This is a genomic window from Klebsiella michiganensis, from assembly GCA_000963575.1.
Lineage (GTDB): Bacteria > Pseudomonadota > Gammaproteobacteria > Enterobacterales > Enterobacteriaceae > Cedecea > Cedecea michiganensis_A.
In genome coordinates this window covers 15,656-31,016 of sequence record CP011077.1, presented here as the reverse complement: position 1 = coordinate 31,016, position 15,361 = coordinate 15,656, and the positions used below count along the sequence as shown (strand labels likewise).

Sequence of the window (15,361 nt, the reverse complement as noted above, 5' to 3'; positions counted from 1 at the left end):
TTATGAATCCTCAACGTTATGCGCGTATTTGCGAGATGCTCGCCAGACGCCAGCCGGACCTGACCGTGTGTATGGAGCAGGTGCATAAGCCCCATAACGTCTCCGCCATCATCCGTACCGCCGATGCCGTAGGCGTGCATGAAGTGCACGCCGTTTGGCCGGGAAGCCGGATGCGCACTATGGCGTCTTCCGCCGCAGGCAGTAATTCCTGGGTTCAAGTCAAAACGCACAAAACTATCGGCGAAGCCGTCAGTCTGCTAAAAAGCAGCGGCATGCAAATTCTGGCCACTCATCTTTCCGATAAAGCCGTCGATTTCCGTGAAATAGATTACACACGCCCCACCTGTATTCTGATGGGTCAGGAAAAAACCGGCATTACCGAAGAGGCGCTCGCGCTTGCGGACCAGGACATTATCATTCCTATGATCGGTATGGTGCAGTCCCTGAACGTGTCCGTCGCCTCCGCGCTGATTCTGTACGAAGCCCAGCGCCAGCGCCAAAACGCAGGCATGTATCAGCGTGAAAACAGTACGTTACCGGAATCTGAGCAGCAGAGGTTGCTGTTTGAAGGCGGCTATCCGGTGCTGGCGAACGTTTCCCGCCGTAAAGGCTTACCGTACCCACATGTCAATCAGCAGGGTGAGATAGAAGCTGATGCCGCATGGTGGGCAACGATGCAGTCGGCGAAATAAGCCATGAAAGGCCGCCTGCTGGACGCCATACCGTTAAGCACGCTTGCCGGAGTGGGCGCCAGCCAGAGCGGTAAGCTGGCCAAAATAGGCCTGCACACAATCCAGGATCTGCTGCTGCACCTGCCGCTACGCTACGAAGACCGTACCCATCTTTATCCTATTAACGACCTCCAGCCTGGCCTGTACGCCACGGTGGAAGGCGAAGTGCTGAACAGCAATATCACCTTCGGCGGCCGCCGGATGATGACCTGCCAGATTAGCGACGGCACCGGCATTCTCACGATGCGTTTCTTCAATTTCAACGCCGCAATGAAGAACAGCCTTTCCGTAGGCAAGCGCGTGCTCGCCTACGGTGAAGCCAAACGTGGTAAATACGGCGCTGAGATGTTCCACCCTGAATACCGCATTCAGGGCGATCTCAGCACCCCTGATCTGCAGGAAACACTCACGCCGGTTTACCCGACCACCGAAGGCATCCGCCAGGCCACCTTGCGTAAGTTGACCGATCAGGCGCTTGAGTTGCTGGACACCTGCGCGATTACAGAGCTTCTTCCCGCAGAACTGAGCCAGGGCATGATGAGCCTGCCGGAAGCATTGCGCACCTTGCACAGACCGCCGCCGGACATGAAACTTGCCGATCTCGAAACCGGCAAACATCCGGCTCAGCAGAGGCTAATCCTTGAAGAGCTGCTTGCCCATAATCTGAGTATGCTGGCGCTGCGAGCCGGGGCACAGCGCTACCATGCGCTGCCGCTGGTCAACCATGACGAGCTAAAAAACCAGCTGCTTGCTGCCCTACCTTTTAAGCCAACCGGGGCTCAGGAACGGGTAGTCGCAGAAATAGAGCGCGATATGGCGCTGGACGTGCCCATGATGCGTCTGGTGCAGGGTGACGTAGGCTCCGGTAAAACGCTGGTTGCCGCACTAGCAGCCCTTCGCGCCATCGCACACGGCAAGCAGGTTGGCCTGATGGCGCCGACTGAGTTGCTGGCGGAACAACACGCGAATAACTTCCGTCAGTGGTTTGCACCGTTAGGTATCGAGGTAGGCTGGCTGGCCGGGAAGCAAAAAGGGAAAGCCAGAATTGCGCAACAGGAAGCAATTGCCAGCGGCCAGGTCTCGATGGTGGTCGGCACTCACGCCATTTTCCAGGAGCAGGTTCAGTTTGCCGGGCTGGCGCTGGTTATCATTGATGAGCAGCACCGTTTTGGCGTGCACCAACGCCTGGCGCTGTGGGAAAAAGGTCAGATTCAGGGCTTCCACCCTCATCAGCTGATCATGACCGCGACTCCTATTCCGCGCACCCTGGCGATGACCGCCTATGCCGACCTCGACACCTCCGTCATCGATGAACTGCCGCCGGGACGAACACCGGTTACCACCGTGGCGATAGCGGATACCCGACGCAGCGAGATAATCGAACGTGTACGTAACGCCTGCCGCGACGAAAAGCGCCAGGCGTACTGGGTTTGTACGCTGATTGAAGAGTCTGAACTGCTGGAAGCTCAGGCCGCAGAAGTGACCTGGGCAGAACTTAAAGCCGCGCTGCCGGAGCTTAACGTTGGCCTGGTGCATGGGCGAATGAAGCCCCAGGAAAAACAGGCAGTGATGCAGGCCTTTAAGCAGGGCGAACTGCATCTTCTGGTGGCAACCACGGTGATTGAAGTCGGCGTGGATGTGCCTAACGCCAGCCTGATGATCATCGAAAACCCTGAGCGCTTAGGGCTGGCGCAACTCCACCAGCTGCGTGGCCGCGTAGGCCGTGGCGCAGTGGCCTCTCATTGCGTTCTGCTGTACAAATCTCCGCTATCCAAAACAGCGCAGCTTCGCCTGCAGGTTCTGAGAGACAGCAATGATGGCTTTGTTATTGCGCAAAAAGACCTTGAGATCCGCGGGCCTGGAGAGCTGCTTGGGACTCGTCAGACGGGTAACGCAGAATTCAAAGTGGCCGATCTGCTGCGAGACCAGGGGATGATCCCGCAGGTTCAGCGCCTTGCGCGCCATATTCACGAACGCTACCCTGAACAGGCGAAGGCGCTGATTGAACGCTGGATGCCGGAAACCGAACGTTACTCTAACGCTTAGGCAAACAGCGGCAGCATCAGGAACAGCTTGATCACCACCGCATTCACGATGTCGATAAAGAACGCCCCCACCATCGGTACCACCAGAAACGCCATATGCGACGGACCAAAACGCTCGGTAATCGCCTGCATATTAGCGATCGCCGTCGGTGTGGCGCCCATACCAAAACCACAGTGACCGGCGGCCAGCACCGCTGCATCGTAGTTTTTGCCCATCAAACGCCAGGTGACAAAAATCGCGTACAGCGCCATAAACAGCGTTTGTACCGCCAGAATAGCCAGCATCGGCAGCGCCAGAGAGGCCAGTTCCCAGAGTTTCAGGCTCATCAGCGCCATCGCCAGGAACAGCGACAGGCTTACGTTGCCGAGCACGGAAACCGCCCGCTCAAAGACACGATAGAATCCCACGGCCGCCAACAAATTACTGAGAAGAACGCCGATAAACAGCACACAGACAAACGTCGGCAGCTCAAACAGTGTCCCCTGCAATAATCCGGCTACAACACGGCCCACCGTCAGGCAGATAGCAATCAGGGCGATGGTTTCAATCATCACCAAAGAGGTAATGACTCGCCCGACATCTGGTTTTTCAAACGCCCCGGGGATTTCATTATCTTCGGGGGCACCATTTGGTGTAGAAGAGTGCTTCACCAGATAGCGAGCTACCGGGCCGCCAATTAAACCGCCCAGCACCAGGCCAAAGGTCGCACAGGCCATAGCGACTTCAGTCGCATTCTGGAAGCCGTAGCGTTCAGTGAAGAGTTTGCCCCAGGCGGCACCCGTACCGTGCCCACCGGACAACGTTATCGAACCTGCCAGCAGCCCCATCAGCGGATCAAGCCCCAACATACTGGCCATACCGATGCCGATGGCGTTCTGCATGACCAGCAGCCCAACGACGATAAACAGGAAAATCCCCACCACTTTCCCGCCCTTGCGCAAACTGGCGATATTCGCATTCAGGCCTATAGTTGCGAAGAAAGCGAGCATCAAAGGATCTTTGAGGCTCATATCAAACTCAATTTCCCAGCCCATGCTTTTTTTCAGAACAAGCAGGGCTATCGCAACCAGCAGCCCGCCGGCTACGGGTTCAGGAATGGTGTATTTTTTGAGGAAAGGGACCGAATGGACCATTTTACGCCCCAGAAGCAGCACTAACGTGGCGGCCACCAGGGTAGAAAGGGTATCAAGATGAAACATTGCAGAGCTCCTTTTATTGCGCATCCGTCACTCGCGCTTATTTATCCTTCGCTGCTATTTCCTTCATGGATGAAATCAGCCGGCATATTTTAACCAAAAAATGCGCCTTCGTTATAACTAATACTCAATTTATGACATTTCGCTCTTATCATCTTAGGCTGGCAATCGTTTGCTTTTACCGTTCAGTCCGTTAAAATCAGCGCTTTTCCAGCCATGAGATCGTCTCTGATGTCCGTAAATGCCGTAGAGTCAGAAAGTGCGCAACCGGTTGCGCAGACTCGCCCGAGCGAACTAATTTATCGCCTTGAAGACCGCCCGCCGCTTCCACAAACCCTTTTTGCCGCCTGCCAACACCTGCTGGCGATGTTTGTGGCGGTGATTACCCCGGCATTGTTAATTTGCCAGGCGTTGGGGTTACCGGCATCAGACACTCAGCACATTATCAGCATGTCTTTGTTTGCCTCTGGCGTGGCTTCGATTATTCAAATCAAAGCCTGGGGTCCGGTAGGTTCAGGCCTGCTGTCGATTCAGGGCACCAGCTTTAACTTTGTCTCACCGCTGATTATGGGCGGGATGGCACTGAAAAATGGCGGCGCTGACGTACCGACTATGATGGCGGCACTCTTTGGCACGCTGATGCTTGCCAGCTGCACGGAAATGCTGATTTCACGCGTGCTACATCTCGCTCGCCGTATTATTACCCCTCTGGTTTCCGGCGTGGTGGTGATGATAATCGGCCTGTCCCTGATTCAGGTTGGGCTCACTTCTATCGGCGGTGGCTATGGTGCAATGGCCGATCACACGTTTGGCGCACCGAAAAATCTGCTGCTGGCCGGCGCAGTCCTGCTGGTTATCATCTTGTTGAACCGCCAGCGTAATCCGTACCTGCGCGTCGCGTCGCTGGTCATCGCGATGGCCGTGGGCTACCTGCTGGCCTGGGCGCTGGATATGCTGCCAGCCACGACCCAGGCGACTAACACCGATCTCATCATGGTCCCTACGCCGTTGTATTACGGCCTTGGCATCGACTGGAGCCTGCTTATCCCGCTGATGCTGGTCTTTATGGTGACCTCGCTGGAAACCATCGGCGATATCACAGCAACCTCCGACGTCTCCGAACAGCCTGTTTCCGGGCCGCTGTACATGAAGCGTCTGAAAGGCGGCGTGCTGGCTAACGGCCTGAACTCCTGCGTTTCTGCCGTGTTCAATACTTTCCCGAACTCCTGCTTTGGCCAGAACAACGGGGTTATTCAATTGACCGGCGTTGCCAGCCGCTATGTAGGCTTTGTTGTCGCTCTGATGCTGATCGTGCTTGGCCTGTTCCCGGCGGTCAGCGGTTTTGTACAGCATATCCCTGAGCCAGTGCTCGGCGGCGCGACGATTGTTATGTTCGGCACCATTGCCGCTTCCGGGGTACGTATTGTCTCCCGCGAGCCGCTGAACCGCCGGGCGATTATGATTATCGCCCTGTCGCTCGCCGTCGGTCTTGGTGTGTCCCAGCAGCCGCTGATCCTTCAGTTCGCCCCTGACTGGCTGAAAACGCTGCTCTCTTCGGGCATTGCTGCCGGCGGGATCACGGCCATCGTGCTGAACCTGATTTTCCCACCGGAAAAAGAGTAATCCCCCCTACGCGCCGGCGGTAAATTTGCCGGCGCGAAATCTCCTTTGACAATCCCCTCCTTGAGCTACAGCCATAAATCGGGCATAACACCCTTAGCGAAACTGAAAGGGGTGGAAGGCAATGAAATTCCTCGGAAAGCTGGTTCTTATTCTGCTGGGCCTTGTCATACTGGCGCTGGCTGCCTTTTACATCCTGCTGCAAACCCGCTGGGGCGCGGGCCAAATCAGCAGTTGGGTGAATGAAAAAACGAACTACCACCTCTCTTTCAATGAGATGGAACATGACTGGTCTTCGCCCACCCACCTGATGTTCCATAACGTCACTTTTGGCCGCACAGGCCAGCCGGCAACGCTGGTCGCGAAGAACGTAGATATCGGCCTGAGTACCCGGCAGTTCACACAGCCACTCTACGTTGACACCATTTTGCTCCAGCAAGGGACGTTAAATCTCAGTGCAAGCGCGGTACCGCTCCCGCTGGAAGCAGATAAACTGCAATTGCAGGATATGGCTATTAACAGCCCTGGCAGCGAGTGGGATCTCAGCGCGCAGCGCGTTGAAGGTGGCGTTGCCCCCTGGCAGCCTCAGGCCGGCAAAGTGCTCGGTAACAAAGCCACTATCGCTTTCAGCGCAGGTTCTCTGACCCTCAACGGTGTTAACGCCAGCAATGTCCTGCTGCAAGGCTCGCTGGATAATGAACAGGTCACGCTGACGACTATCGGGGCGGATGTTGCCCGCGGCTCCCTGACGGGCAATGCCCACCGCAATGCCGACGGCTCGTGGCAGGTTGGCAGCCTGCGTCTCAATGACATTCGCCTGCAAACCGCAAAATCACTCACTGACTTCCTTGCGCCAGTAACGGCGGTTCCCTCGTTAACCATCGATCGCCTTGAAATAACCGATGCGCGGCTGGAAGGGAAAGAGTGGGCGGTAAGCGACCTGGCCCTTAGCCTGCGGAATCTGACGCTGGCCAACGGGGGATGGCAAAGCGATGACGGCCAGCTGTCGATGAACGCCAGCGAATTCATTAACGGCTCGCTGCATTTGCAGGATCCTATCGTGAACGTCGATTTTGCTCCGTCCGGCGCCACGCTCCGGCAATTTAGTTCGCGCTGGGAGGGCGGCCTGGTTCGCGCTTCCGGGCAATGGCTGCGCGACGGCAATCAAGCGGTGATGGATGAAGTGGTCGTAGGCGGGCTGGAGTACACGCTTCCATCCAACTGGAAAGTCCTGTGGACGGAGGCGCTCCCTGACTGGCTGCACAGCGTCACGGTGAAAAAATTTTCGGCAAACCGTAATCTGATTATCGATATTGATCCGGCGTGGCCATTCCAGCTCACCGGGCTGGATGGCTCCGCAACGAATATCCAGCTGGCACGGGATCATCAATGGGGAATTTGGTCCGGCAATGCATCATTTAATGCCGCGGCGGCCACCTTTAATCGCGTTGACGTCCGCCGACCGTCGCTGTCGCTCACGGCGAACCAGAGCCAGGTCGCGATAACCGAGCTAAGTGCCTTCGCGGGTAAAGGCTTACTGGAAGCCACAGCAAACGTAAGCCAGACGCCTCAACGAGCGGTGAGCGTTAGCCTGAAAGGCCAGAGTGTGCCGGTGAATGTGTTACACGCCTGGGGCTGGCCTTCTCTGCCGCTCGAAGGGGACGGAAACCTGCAGCTTTCGGCGACCGGCCAGATGAGCGCAGGCACAGCGCTGAAGCCCACCGTAAACGGCACCCTGCAGGCCACCAGCGCCAGCGGACAACAGATTCAGCAGACTATGCGCAACGGAGATGTTCCCGGCGCGTAGCCTGCCCCTGATCTACTCCTCTTCGTTTCCGCCCTCTTCCAGAGGGCCGAACGGCTTAGCGGGCAGCACAAGATAGACGCCTTCAAACACCGCGCCGAGCGTTTCATTGCCGTAAAGCTCCACTTCAAGCGCCACGCGGGCTTTGCGGCCCCGGGCCAGCCTGTCCAGATCGCCACTCAGCGATCCCAGGTCAGCCGTTGCCCCCGGTTTGCCGGTGATCGGTTTGCTGTAGCGGATATGGGCATCGGCCAGAATAATCGTCCCGCCCAGGTGACGTTCACGCAGCATCAGCCAGATAAGCCCCCAGCCGGTTAACGTGGCCAGAGAGAACAAACTCCCCGCGAAGAGCGTGTGGTGCGGGTTTTGATTACCCGTTTCCGGCATCGTGGTGATAAATTTCTGCCCGGTATACTGCTGAATACGCACGCCCATTTTCTCGCTAAGCGGAATATGTTCGTACCAGGCCTGCTGGAGCTGCCCGCACCAATCGCCCCGGTGAAGAATATCGTCAAGGGTGGCGACGGGCTTGATCATCAGGAAATGCCGTACCGGCGTGGTTTGCGGGGTGGTAATTTCCCCCTGGTTCACAAACCCAAGTTTGGCAAAAAACGGGACGGCATCTTCTCGTGCGCTACAGGTCACGCGCTTAACGCCTTCCTGACGCGCCACGGACTCCAGGGCCATCGCCACCAGCGTCCCTAAGCCTTTATCCTGGACCGACGGATGCACCGCCATAAAGCGAATCGCGGCTTCGTTATCGGCATTGATATAAAGGCGGCCCACGGCAACGGTATTGCCCTCTTCATCTACCACCATCTGGTGATGCGCCATTGCATCCCAGGCATCGCGCTCGGAACCTTTTGGCTGGTGCAGCGGTTTGCGCAACATTTCCCAGCGGAACTGGTAATAACGGTCTAGTTCTTCTTCTGTTTGTGGCACACGAAGGTGGTACATACATTGCTCTCTCGTTGCGCGAGCCGGATGGCGAGGGTTACACCTGCAGCCAGAACGTCACCGGCCCGTCATTAATTAGCGAAACCTGCATATCGGCGGCGAATCGCCCGGTTGGGGCGTCGATGCCTTGTTGTTTGCAGCGCTCGACAAAGTATTCATACAGGGCTTCTGCCTGCTGTGGCGCTGCACCACCGGAGAAGCTGGGACGCATGCCGCGTTCCGTGTCAGCAGCCAGAGTAAACTGAGACACCACCAGCAGGCTTCCGCCCGCCTGCTGGACGTTCAGGTTCATTTTTCCCTGCCCGTCACTGAAAATTCGATACCCTAATACACGCTCGCACAGGCGATTAGCTTTCTGTTCGTTATCTTCTTTTTCGACACCCAGCAACACCAAAAGTCCGGGACCAATTTCACCCGTCACCTCACCCTCCACGGTGACGCTGGCACGGGTTACGCGCTGAATTAATGCAATCATTGTTCTTCCAGTTCTTCCTGCTCTGCAGCCTGTCGCAATTTACGGTAGTCGCCCAGCGAGGCGGTGATTTCCGCCCCCAGCAACACAATACACCAGGTCCAGTAGACCCAGACAAATAATATGGGGATAACCGCCAGCACGCCGTAAATCAACTGATAAGAGGGGAACATGGTGATGTAGAGGGCAAAGCCCTTCTTACCCAGCTCAAACAGCAACGCGGCAACCAACGAGCCTATCATGGCGTCCTTTGCCCGTACGCTGGTCGTCGGGACCAGACTGTAAAGCAGCCAAAACGCAAGCCAGGAAAGCAGCAGAGGAAAAATGCGCAGTACTTCATCAAGCACGCTGTTAAGTTCTGAGGCCCAGCGTAGAGAAAGAAGGTAAGAGCTTATGGCCAGACTGGCCCCGGCTAACAGCGGGCCAAGCGTCAGGATCATCCAGTAAATGGCAAAGGAGTAAACTTTTGGCCGCACGCGTTTACTGCGCCAGATAGTATTCAGCGCGCTGTCCACCGCATACATCAGCAACAGCGAGGTTACGATAAGCCCAATGGCCCCCACGGCCGTCATTCTATTGGAGTTCGCGACAAACTGTTCGATGTAGCGCTGAATGACATCCCCGGTTGCGGGCATAAAATTGGCAAAGATAAAATGGCGCAGCTGGACGCTGATATCAGCAAACATCGGGAAGGCGGCAAACAGCGCAAAGACAACGGCCACCAGCGGCACCAGAGACAGCAATGACACATAGGCAAGGTTGCCGGCCAGGGTCGTCATGTTGTCCTGATCGATGCGCTGCCACAGCAGTTTACCCCAGGCCCAGAGCGGCCTGAGGCGATACGCAGTTTTACGGGGCACGCTTTTGATCATCCCTGTTTAGCAAACCAGTCGGGAATAGTTTGCTTGTCGATCACCTGAATACTCGTGATACCTACCGCCCGGGCGCCGTGAATGTTGTCGGCATTATCATCGAAGAACACGGCCTGATCGGCAGGGAATCCCTCTTCCTGCAGCACCTTAAGGTAGATTTCCGCGTCCGGCTTGCGCATCCCCATTTCCTGGGAGAGGTAGATTTTATCTGCCGACTGCGCCACTTCAGGATATTCATCAGGCCAGAAACCGGTGTGCAGCCGGTTGGTATTGGAAAGGACCACCACGCGATGCCCCTGCCCGCGAAGCTTCTGCATGACGCCAATCGTCTCTTTGCGCAGGCCAATGAAAATCGCCTGCCAGCCCGCGGCAAACTGCTCGTAGCTCAGCGCAACGTCCATTTCGTGGCATAAGCGTTCGGCAAACACTTCATCTGATATTTGCCCGCGTTCATGCTGATGGAAGGTTTCTCCCATCGCGAAACTTTTCTGCAGGTTGGCTAACGGTACCCGGCTGTAATCGCTCCAGACACCCAGCACGCGATTAAAGTCGATATCAACGATGACGTTACCTAAATCAAAGATATACAGCATGCGCACCTCCTTTCCGACATGGAGAAATAACTGTAGCGGGAAAGGCTGACTTTGACTATCAGAGGAAGGCGAGGTTGCGCATTTTGAGGCACAAATAAAAAAGCCCCGCCTTTACAGGCAGGGCTTCAGCAGACTGCAGAAAAGAAACTTAAGCTTCTTTGCTACCACGACCCGCACGTTTACGGTCGTTTTCAGTCAGGTGGCGCTTACGGATACGCACGGACAGCGGGGTCACTTCTACCAGTTCGTCGTCATCGATGAACTCCAGAGCTTGCTCCAGGGTCATTTTCTGCGCAGGAACCAAGGTGGTCGCTTCGTCAGTACCGGAAGCACGCATGTTGGTCAGCTTCTTACCGGTCAGGCAGTTTACGGTCAGGTCGTTAGAACGACTGTGAATACCGATGATCTGGCCTTCGTAAACTTCAGCCCCGTGGCCCAGGAACAGCTTGCCGCGATCCTGCAGACCGAACAGCGCAAACGCAACCGCTTTGCCCTGACCGTTTGAGATCAGTACGCCGTTCTGGCGCTGGCCAACTTCGCCCTGACGAATATCGTCATAGTGGCTGAAGGTGGAGTACAGCAGACCGGTACCGGAGGTCATGGTCATGAATTCGTTACGGAAGCCGATCAAACCACGGCTTGGGATAACGTAGTCAAGACGCACGCGGCCTTTGCCGTCCGGATTCATGTTTTTCAGGTCGCCTTTACGCTCACCGAGCGCCTGCATCACGGAACCCTGATGCTGCTCTTCAACGTCCAGAGTCACGTTTTCGAACGGCTCTTGTTTACGACCATCGATTTCACGGAAGATAACTTTCGGACGGGATACCGCCAGTTCGAAACCTTCACGACGCATGTTTTCGATCAGTACGGACAGGTGCAGTTCACCACGACCGGAAACGCGGAATGCGTCCGCATCTTCGGTTTCTTCAACGCGCAGCGCAACGTTGTGTACCAGCTCTTTGTTCAGACGATCAAGAATCTGACGAGAGGTCACGAACTTACCTTCTTTACCGCAGAACGGAGAAGTGTTGACGTTGAAGAACATGGAAACGGTTGGCTCATCTACGGACAGCGCAGGCAGCGCTTCAACATTTTGCGTGTCGCAAATGGTGTCGGAGATGTTCAGCTCGCCCAGGCCGGTGATAGCGATGATGTCGCCGGCTTCAGCTTCGGTAGACTCGATACGCTCCAGACCCAGGTGGGTCAGTACTTTACCGACTTTACCGTTACGGGTTTTCCCTTCGCTATCAATGATAGTGATCTGCTGGTTTGGCTTCACTTTACCGCGTTTGATACGGCCGATGCCGATAACGCCAACGTAGTTGTTGTAGTCCAGCTGGGAAATTTGCATCTGCAGTGGACCGTCAAGGTCAACGCTCGGTGCCGGTACACGATCAACGATAGCCTGGTACAGCGGGGTCATGTCTTCCGCCATATCAGTGTGATCCATACCCGCGATACCGTTCAATGCGGATGCATAGATGATTGGGAAGTCGAGCTGTTCGTCGGTCGCATCAAGGTTAACGAACAGGTCGAAGACCTGATCCACAACCCAGTCAGGACGCGCGCCAGGGCGGTCAACTTTGTTGATAACCACGATCGGCTTCAAACCATGGGCAAACGCCTTCTTGGTTACGAAGCGCGTCTGCGGCATTGGGCCATCCATTGCGTCAACCACCAGCAGAACGGAGTCAACCATTGACATTACGCGCTCAACTTCACCACCGAAGTCGGCGTGTCCTGGGGTATCAACGATGTTGATACGGTAGTCATTCCATTTGATAGCGGTGTTTTTAGCGAGGATGGTAATCCCACGCTCTTTCTCCAGGTCATTGGAGTCCATCACGCGTTCAGTAGTTTCAGCACGCTCACTGAAGGTACCAGACTGCTGCAGCAGCTTATCAACCAGGGTAGTTTTACCGTGGTCAACGTGCGCGATGATGGCGATATTACGCAGATTTTCGATCACAACTTTGCCTCAGGCATTAGAAATAGCGCGTTATTGTACACGTATTAATCGAAGGACAGAACAGGATCACAAAGAACCTTTACAAACAATGCAGAAAGTAAGGGTTTGTGATCGCTTTCACGGAGCTAAAAAGGGAGCCATAACGTAAATTGCACCAATATGGTGCTCAGGCTTTAATCTGAAGCACTATATTGGTGCAAATTATTCATCCTGGTGCAGCCCTTTTGCACTATGGTGCGCATGATAGCGCCTTTTTAGGGTGATTTAAAAGTTGGCACAGATTTCGCTTTAAACATTTTATGGCGAAAAGCCACATTAAGAAGTGTTTGATTACCTCGTTACCACGACGACTACACCAATCCGGGAGAGTTTAAGTATGTCCGCTGAACACGTTTTGACGATGCTGAATGAGCATGAAGTGAAGTTTGTTGATCTGCGCTTTACCGACACTAAAGGTAAAGAACAGCACGTCACTATCCCTGCTCATCAGGTAAATGCTGACTTCTTCGAAGAAGGCAAAATGTTTGACGGCTCCTCGATTGGTGGCTGGAAAGGTATCAACGAATCCGACATGGTTCTGATGCCAGACCCAACGACCGCGGTTATTGACCCGTTCTTCGCGGACTCTACCCTGATTATCCGCTGTGACATTCTCGAGCCAGGCACCATGCAGGGCTACGATCGTGACCCGCGCTCTATTGCAAAACGCGCTGAAGACTACCTGCGTTCTACCGGCATCGCGGACACCGTTCTGTTCGGGCCAGAGCCAGAATTCTTCCTGTTCGACGACATTCGCTTCGGCAGCTCTATCTCCGGCTCCCACGTTGCTATCGATGATATCGAAGGCGCATGGAACACCGGCACCAAATACGAAGGCGGTAACAAAGGTCACCGTCCAGCCGTTAAAGGCGGTTACTTCCCGGTGCCACCGGTCGACTCTTCTCAGGACCTGCGTTCTGCTATGTGTCTGACCATGGAGCAGATGGGCCTGGTTGTTGAAGCTCACCACCACGAAGTGGCTACCGCTGGTCAGAACGAAGTGGCTACCCGCTTCAACACCATGACCAAAAAAGCTGACGAAATTCAGATCTACAAATACGTTGTGCACAACGTTGCTCACGCCTACGGCAAAACCGCGACCTTTATGCCAAAACCAATGTTTGGCGATAACGGTTCCGGCATGCACTGCCACATGTCCCTGTCCAAGAACGGCGTAAACCTGTTCTCCGGTGACAAATATGCTGGCCTGTCTGAGCAAGCGCTGTACTACATCGGTGGTGTTATCAAACACGCTAAAGCGATCAACGCCCTGGCGAACCCAACCACCAACTCCTACAAACGTCTGGTCCCAGGCTACGAAGCACCAGTTATGCTGGCTTACTCTGCCCGTAACCGTTCTGCTTCTATCCGTATCCCGGTTGTTGCGTCTCCGAAAGCACGTCGTATCGAAGTGCGCTTCCCGGATCCAGCGGCTAACCCATACCTGTGCTTCGCAGCGCTGCTGATGGCCGGTCTGGACGGTATTAAGAACAAGATCCACCCAGGCGAAGCCATGGACAAAAACCTGTATGACCTGCCGCCAGAAGAAGCGAAAGAGATCCCACAGGTTGCTGGCTCTCTGGAAGAAGCACTGAATGCACTGAGCGAAGACCGTGAGTTCCTGACTGCCGGTGGCGTATTCACCGACGACGCTATCGATGCTTACATCGCACTGCGCACTGAAGAAAACGACCGCGTGCGCATGACTCCGCATCCGGTAGAGTTCGAGCTGTACTACAGCGTCTAATAATTTAGAAATCCAACGAATTTCGCGTTGCAGCAAGACGGCAACTGAGTGAATCCCTGGGAGCATAGAGAACTATGTGACCAGGGTGAATGAGGGCAGCCAACGTAGCGGTGGCGTGAAGGGCGTTAGGAGTTTTTGTTGCCGTGGAAACTTTAGCCCATCTTCGGATGGGCTTTTTTCTCCATCGGATCCCCCTGTGACGCTGTTTTTTGTCACTCAAAGACTATAATGCACTAAAACGGTGCACGGAGACTGCTGTATGGCAACTGGCGCGCTGCCCGATGCTGGGCAGATTCTGAATTCTCTCATCAACAGCATCCTGCTCGTGGATGACGAGCTGGCGGTTCATTACGCCAACCCTGCGGCACAGCAGCTGCTGGCGCAGAGTTCACGCAAGCTATACGGCACACCGTTGCCGGACCTGTTGAGTTATTTCTCGTTGAATATTGGCGTCATGCAGGAAAGCCTGATGGCAGGCCAGGGGTTTACCGACAACGAAGTGACGCTGGTCATTGATGGCCGATCGCACATTCTTTCCCTGACGGCGCAAAAGCTGCCGGAAGGGTACATCCTGATGGAGATGGCGCCGATGGATAATCAGCGTCGATTGAGTCAGGAACAGCTGCAACATGCGCAGCAGATTGCCGCGCGAGATTTAGTTCGCGGCCTTGCGCATGAGATTAAAAACCCGTTAGGCGGCTTGCGCGGCGCGGCGCAATTGTTGAGTAAAGCGCTCCCCGACCCGTCGCTGACGGAGTACACCAAAGTCATTATTGAACAGGCAGACCGCTTACGTAATCTGGTCGATCGCCTGTTAGGGCCTCAGCAGCCGGGAATGCACGTCACCGAAAGTATTCACAAGGTTGCCGAGCGCGTGGTGAAGCTCGTGTCGATGGAGCTGCCGGATAACGTCACCCTTGTACGGGATTACGATCCAAGTTTGCCTGAGTTTGCGCACGATCCTGATCAAATCGAGCAAGTTTTACTGAATATCGTTCGTAATGCGCTGCAGGCACTGGGTAGTGAAGGGGGCGAAATTATCTTACGCACCCGTACCGCTTTCCAGCTGACGCTGCACGGTTCTCGCTATCGTCTTGCGGCACGCATAGATGTTGAAGATAACGGCCCGGGTATCCCGGCACATTTGCAGGACACGTTGTTCTACCCGATGGTCAGTGGGCGAGAAGGCGGCACCGGGCTGGGTCTTTCCATAGCGCGTAGCCTTATCGACCAGCATTCGGGGAAAATCGAATTCAACAGTTGGCCTGGTCATACCGAATTTTCGGTTTACCTGCCTATTCGGAAGTAGAGG

At 55.2% G+C, this 15,361-nt stretch carries 12 protein-coding genes; 6 read left to right on the top strand and 6 right to left on the bottom strand.

The features are described 5' to 3' along the window. The first annotated feature begins 2 nt into the window (after positions 1–2). The gene (locus VW41_00125; GenBank protein AJZ87561.1) at positions 3–692 is read left to right on the top strand and encodes a tRNA guanosine-2'-O-methyltransferase; all 690 of its coding nucleotides are present in this window, start codon (positions 3–5) and stop codon (positions 690–692) included. Positions 693–695: 3 nt separating this feature from the next. Beyond that, positions 696–2,777, top strand: a complete 2,082-nt coding sequence (locus VW41_00120; protein AJZ87560.1) for an ATP-dependent DNA helicase RecG — start codon at positions 696–698, stop codon at positions 2,775–2,777. On the opposite strand, the gene VW41_00115 is transcribed toward VW41_00120, so the two are convergent. Further along, entirely contained in the window at positions 2,774–3,976 is a 1,203-nt protein-coding gene (locus tag VW41_00115) for a sodium:glutamate symporter (protein ID AJZ87559.1), read from the bottom strand. The two genes, VW41_00120 and VW41_00115, sit on opposite strands and share 4 nt — an antisense overlap. 228 nt (positions 3,977–4,204) lie before the next feature. Between VW41_00115 and VW41_00110 the strand changes: the two genes are divergently transcribed. Both VW41_00110 and VW41_00105 read left to right on the top strand, forming a co-directional pair. Beyond that, the gene (locus VW41_00110; GenBank protein ID AJZ87558.1) at positions 4,205–5,596 is read left to right on the top strand and encodes a xanthine permease XanP; all 1,392 of its coding nucleotides are present in this window, start codon (positions 4,205–4,207) and stop codon (positions 5,594–5,596) included. Positions 5,597–5,717: 121 nt separating this feature from the next. Further along, positions 5,718–7,400 (top strand): hypothetical protein, encoded by a 1,683-nt coding sequence (locus tag VW41_00105; protein ID AJZ87557.1) that lies wholly within the window; start codon positions 5,718–5,720, stop codon positions 7,398–7,400. A 12-nt stretch (positions 7,401–7,412) separates the two neighbouring features. Here the strand turns inward: VW41_00105 and VW41_00100 are convergent, their stop codons facing one another. From VW41_00100 to VW41_00080, 5 genes are all read right to left on the bottom strand, one after another. Next, positions 7,413–8,354 carry a hypothetical protein gene (locus tag VW41_00100; protein ID AJZ87556.1) on the bottom strand — a complete coding sequence of 314 codons (942 nt, stop codon included), beginning with the start codon at positions 8,352–8,354 and terminating at the stop codon, positions 7,413–7,415. Positions 8,355–8,391: 37 nt separating this feature from the next. Next, positions 8,392–8,829 carry a D-tyrosyl-tRNA(Tyr) deacylase gene (locus VW41_00095; GenBank protein ID AJZ87555.1) on the bottom strand — a complete coding sequence of 146 codons (438 nt, stop codon included), beginning with the start codon at positions 8,827–8,829 and terminating at the stop codon, positions 8,392–8,394. Next, positions 8,826–9,698, bottom strand: coding sequence for a hypothetical protein (locus VW41_00090; protein ID AJZ87554.1), 873 nt, complete (start codon positions 9,696–9,698; stop codon positions 8,826–8,828). The genes VW41_00095 and VW41_00090 overlap by 4 nt, the downstream gene beginning before the upstream one ends. After that, positions 9,695–10,291, bottom strand: a complete 597-nt coding sequence (locus tag VW41_00085; GenBank protein AJZ87553.1) for an alpha-D-glucose-1-phosphatase — start codon at positions 10,289–10,291, stop codon at positions 9,695–9,697. The genes VW41_00090 and VW41_00085 overlap by 4 nt, the downstream gene beginning before the upstream one ends. A 148-nt stretch (positions 10,292–10,439) precedes the next feature. After that, positions 10,440–12,263, bottom strand: coding sequence for a GTP-binding protein TypA (locus tag VW41_00080; protein AJZ87552.1), 1,824 nt, complete (start codon positions 12,261–12,263; stop codon positions 10,440–10,442). A gap of 376 nt (positions 12,264–12,639) precedes the next feature. Between VW41_00080 and glnA the strand changes: the two genes are divergently transcribed. Then, entirely contained in the window at positions 12,640–14,049 is a 1,410-nt protein-coding gene (glnA, locus tag VW41_00075; protein AJZ87551.1) for a glutamine synthetase, read from the top strand. Positions 14,050–14,308: 259 nt separating this feature from the next. Continuing rightward, a complete protein-coding gene (glnL, locus tag VW41_00070) occupies positions 14,309–15,358 on the top strand; it encodes a nitrogen regulation protein NR(II) (protein ID AJZ87550.1) in 1,050 nt (349 codons plus the stop codon). Positions 15,359–15,361 lie beyond the last annotated feature (3 nt).

What these genes read in the sequence shown, in the direction of transcription:
- VW41_00125 (AJZ87561.1), top strand. Translation starts at nt 3, where the DNA reads ATGAATCCTCAACGTTATGCGCGTATTTGCGAGATGCTCGCCAGACGC.
- VW41_00120 (AJZ87560.1), top strand. Translation starts at nt 696, where the DNA reads ATGAAAGGCCGCCTGCTGGACGCCATACCGTTAAGCACGCTTGCCGGA.
- VW41_00115 (AJZ87559.1), bottom strand. Translation starts at nt 3,976, where the DNA reads ATGTTTCATCTTGATACCCTTTCTACCCTGGTGGCCGCCACGTTAGTG.
- VW41_00110 (AJZ87558.1), top strand. Translation starts at nt 4,205, where the DNA reads ATGTCCGTAAATGCCGTAGAGTCAGAAAGTGCGCAACCGGTTGCGCAG.
- VW41_00105 (AJZ87557.1), top strand. Translation starts at nt 5,718, where the DNA reads ATGAAATTCCTCGGAAAGCTGGTTCTTATTCTGCTGGGCCTTGTCATA.
- VW41_00100 (AJZ87556.1), bottom strand. Translation starts at nt 8,354, where the DNA reads ATGTACCACCTTCGTGTGCCACAAACAGAAGAAGAACTAGACCGTTAT.
- VW41_00095 (AJZ87555.1), bottom strand. Translation starts at nt 8,829, where the DNA reads ATGATTGCATTAATTCAGCGCGTAACCCGTGCCAGCGTCACCGTGGAG.
- VW41_00090 (AJZ87554.1), bottom strand. Translation starts at nt 9,698, where the DNA reads ATGATCAAAAGCGTGCCCCGTAAAACTGCGTATCGCCTCAGGCCGCTC.
- VW41_00085 (AJZ87553.1), bottom strand. Translation starts at nt 10,291, where the DNA reads ATGCTGTATATCTTTGATTTAGGTAACGTCATCGTTGATATCGACTTT.
- glnA (AJZ87551.1), top strand. Translation starts at nt 12,640, where the DNA reads ATGTCCGCTGAACACGTTTTGACGATGCTGAATGAGCATGAAGTGAAG.
- glnL (AJZ87550.1), top strand. Translation starts at nt 14,309, where the DNA reads ATGGCAACTGGCGCGCTGCCCGATGCTGGGCAGATTCTGAATTCTCTC.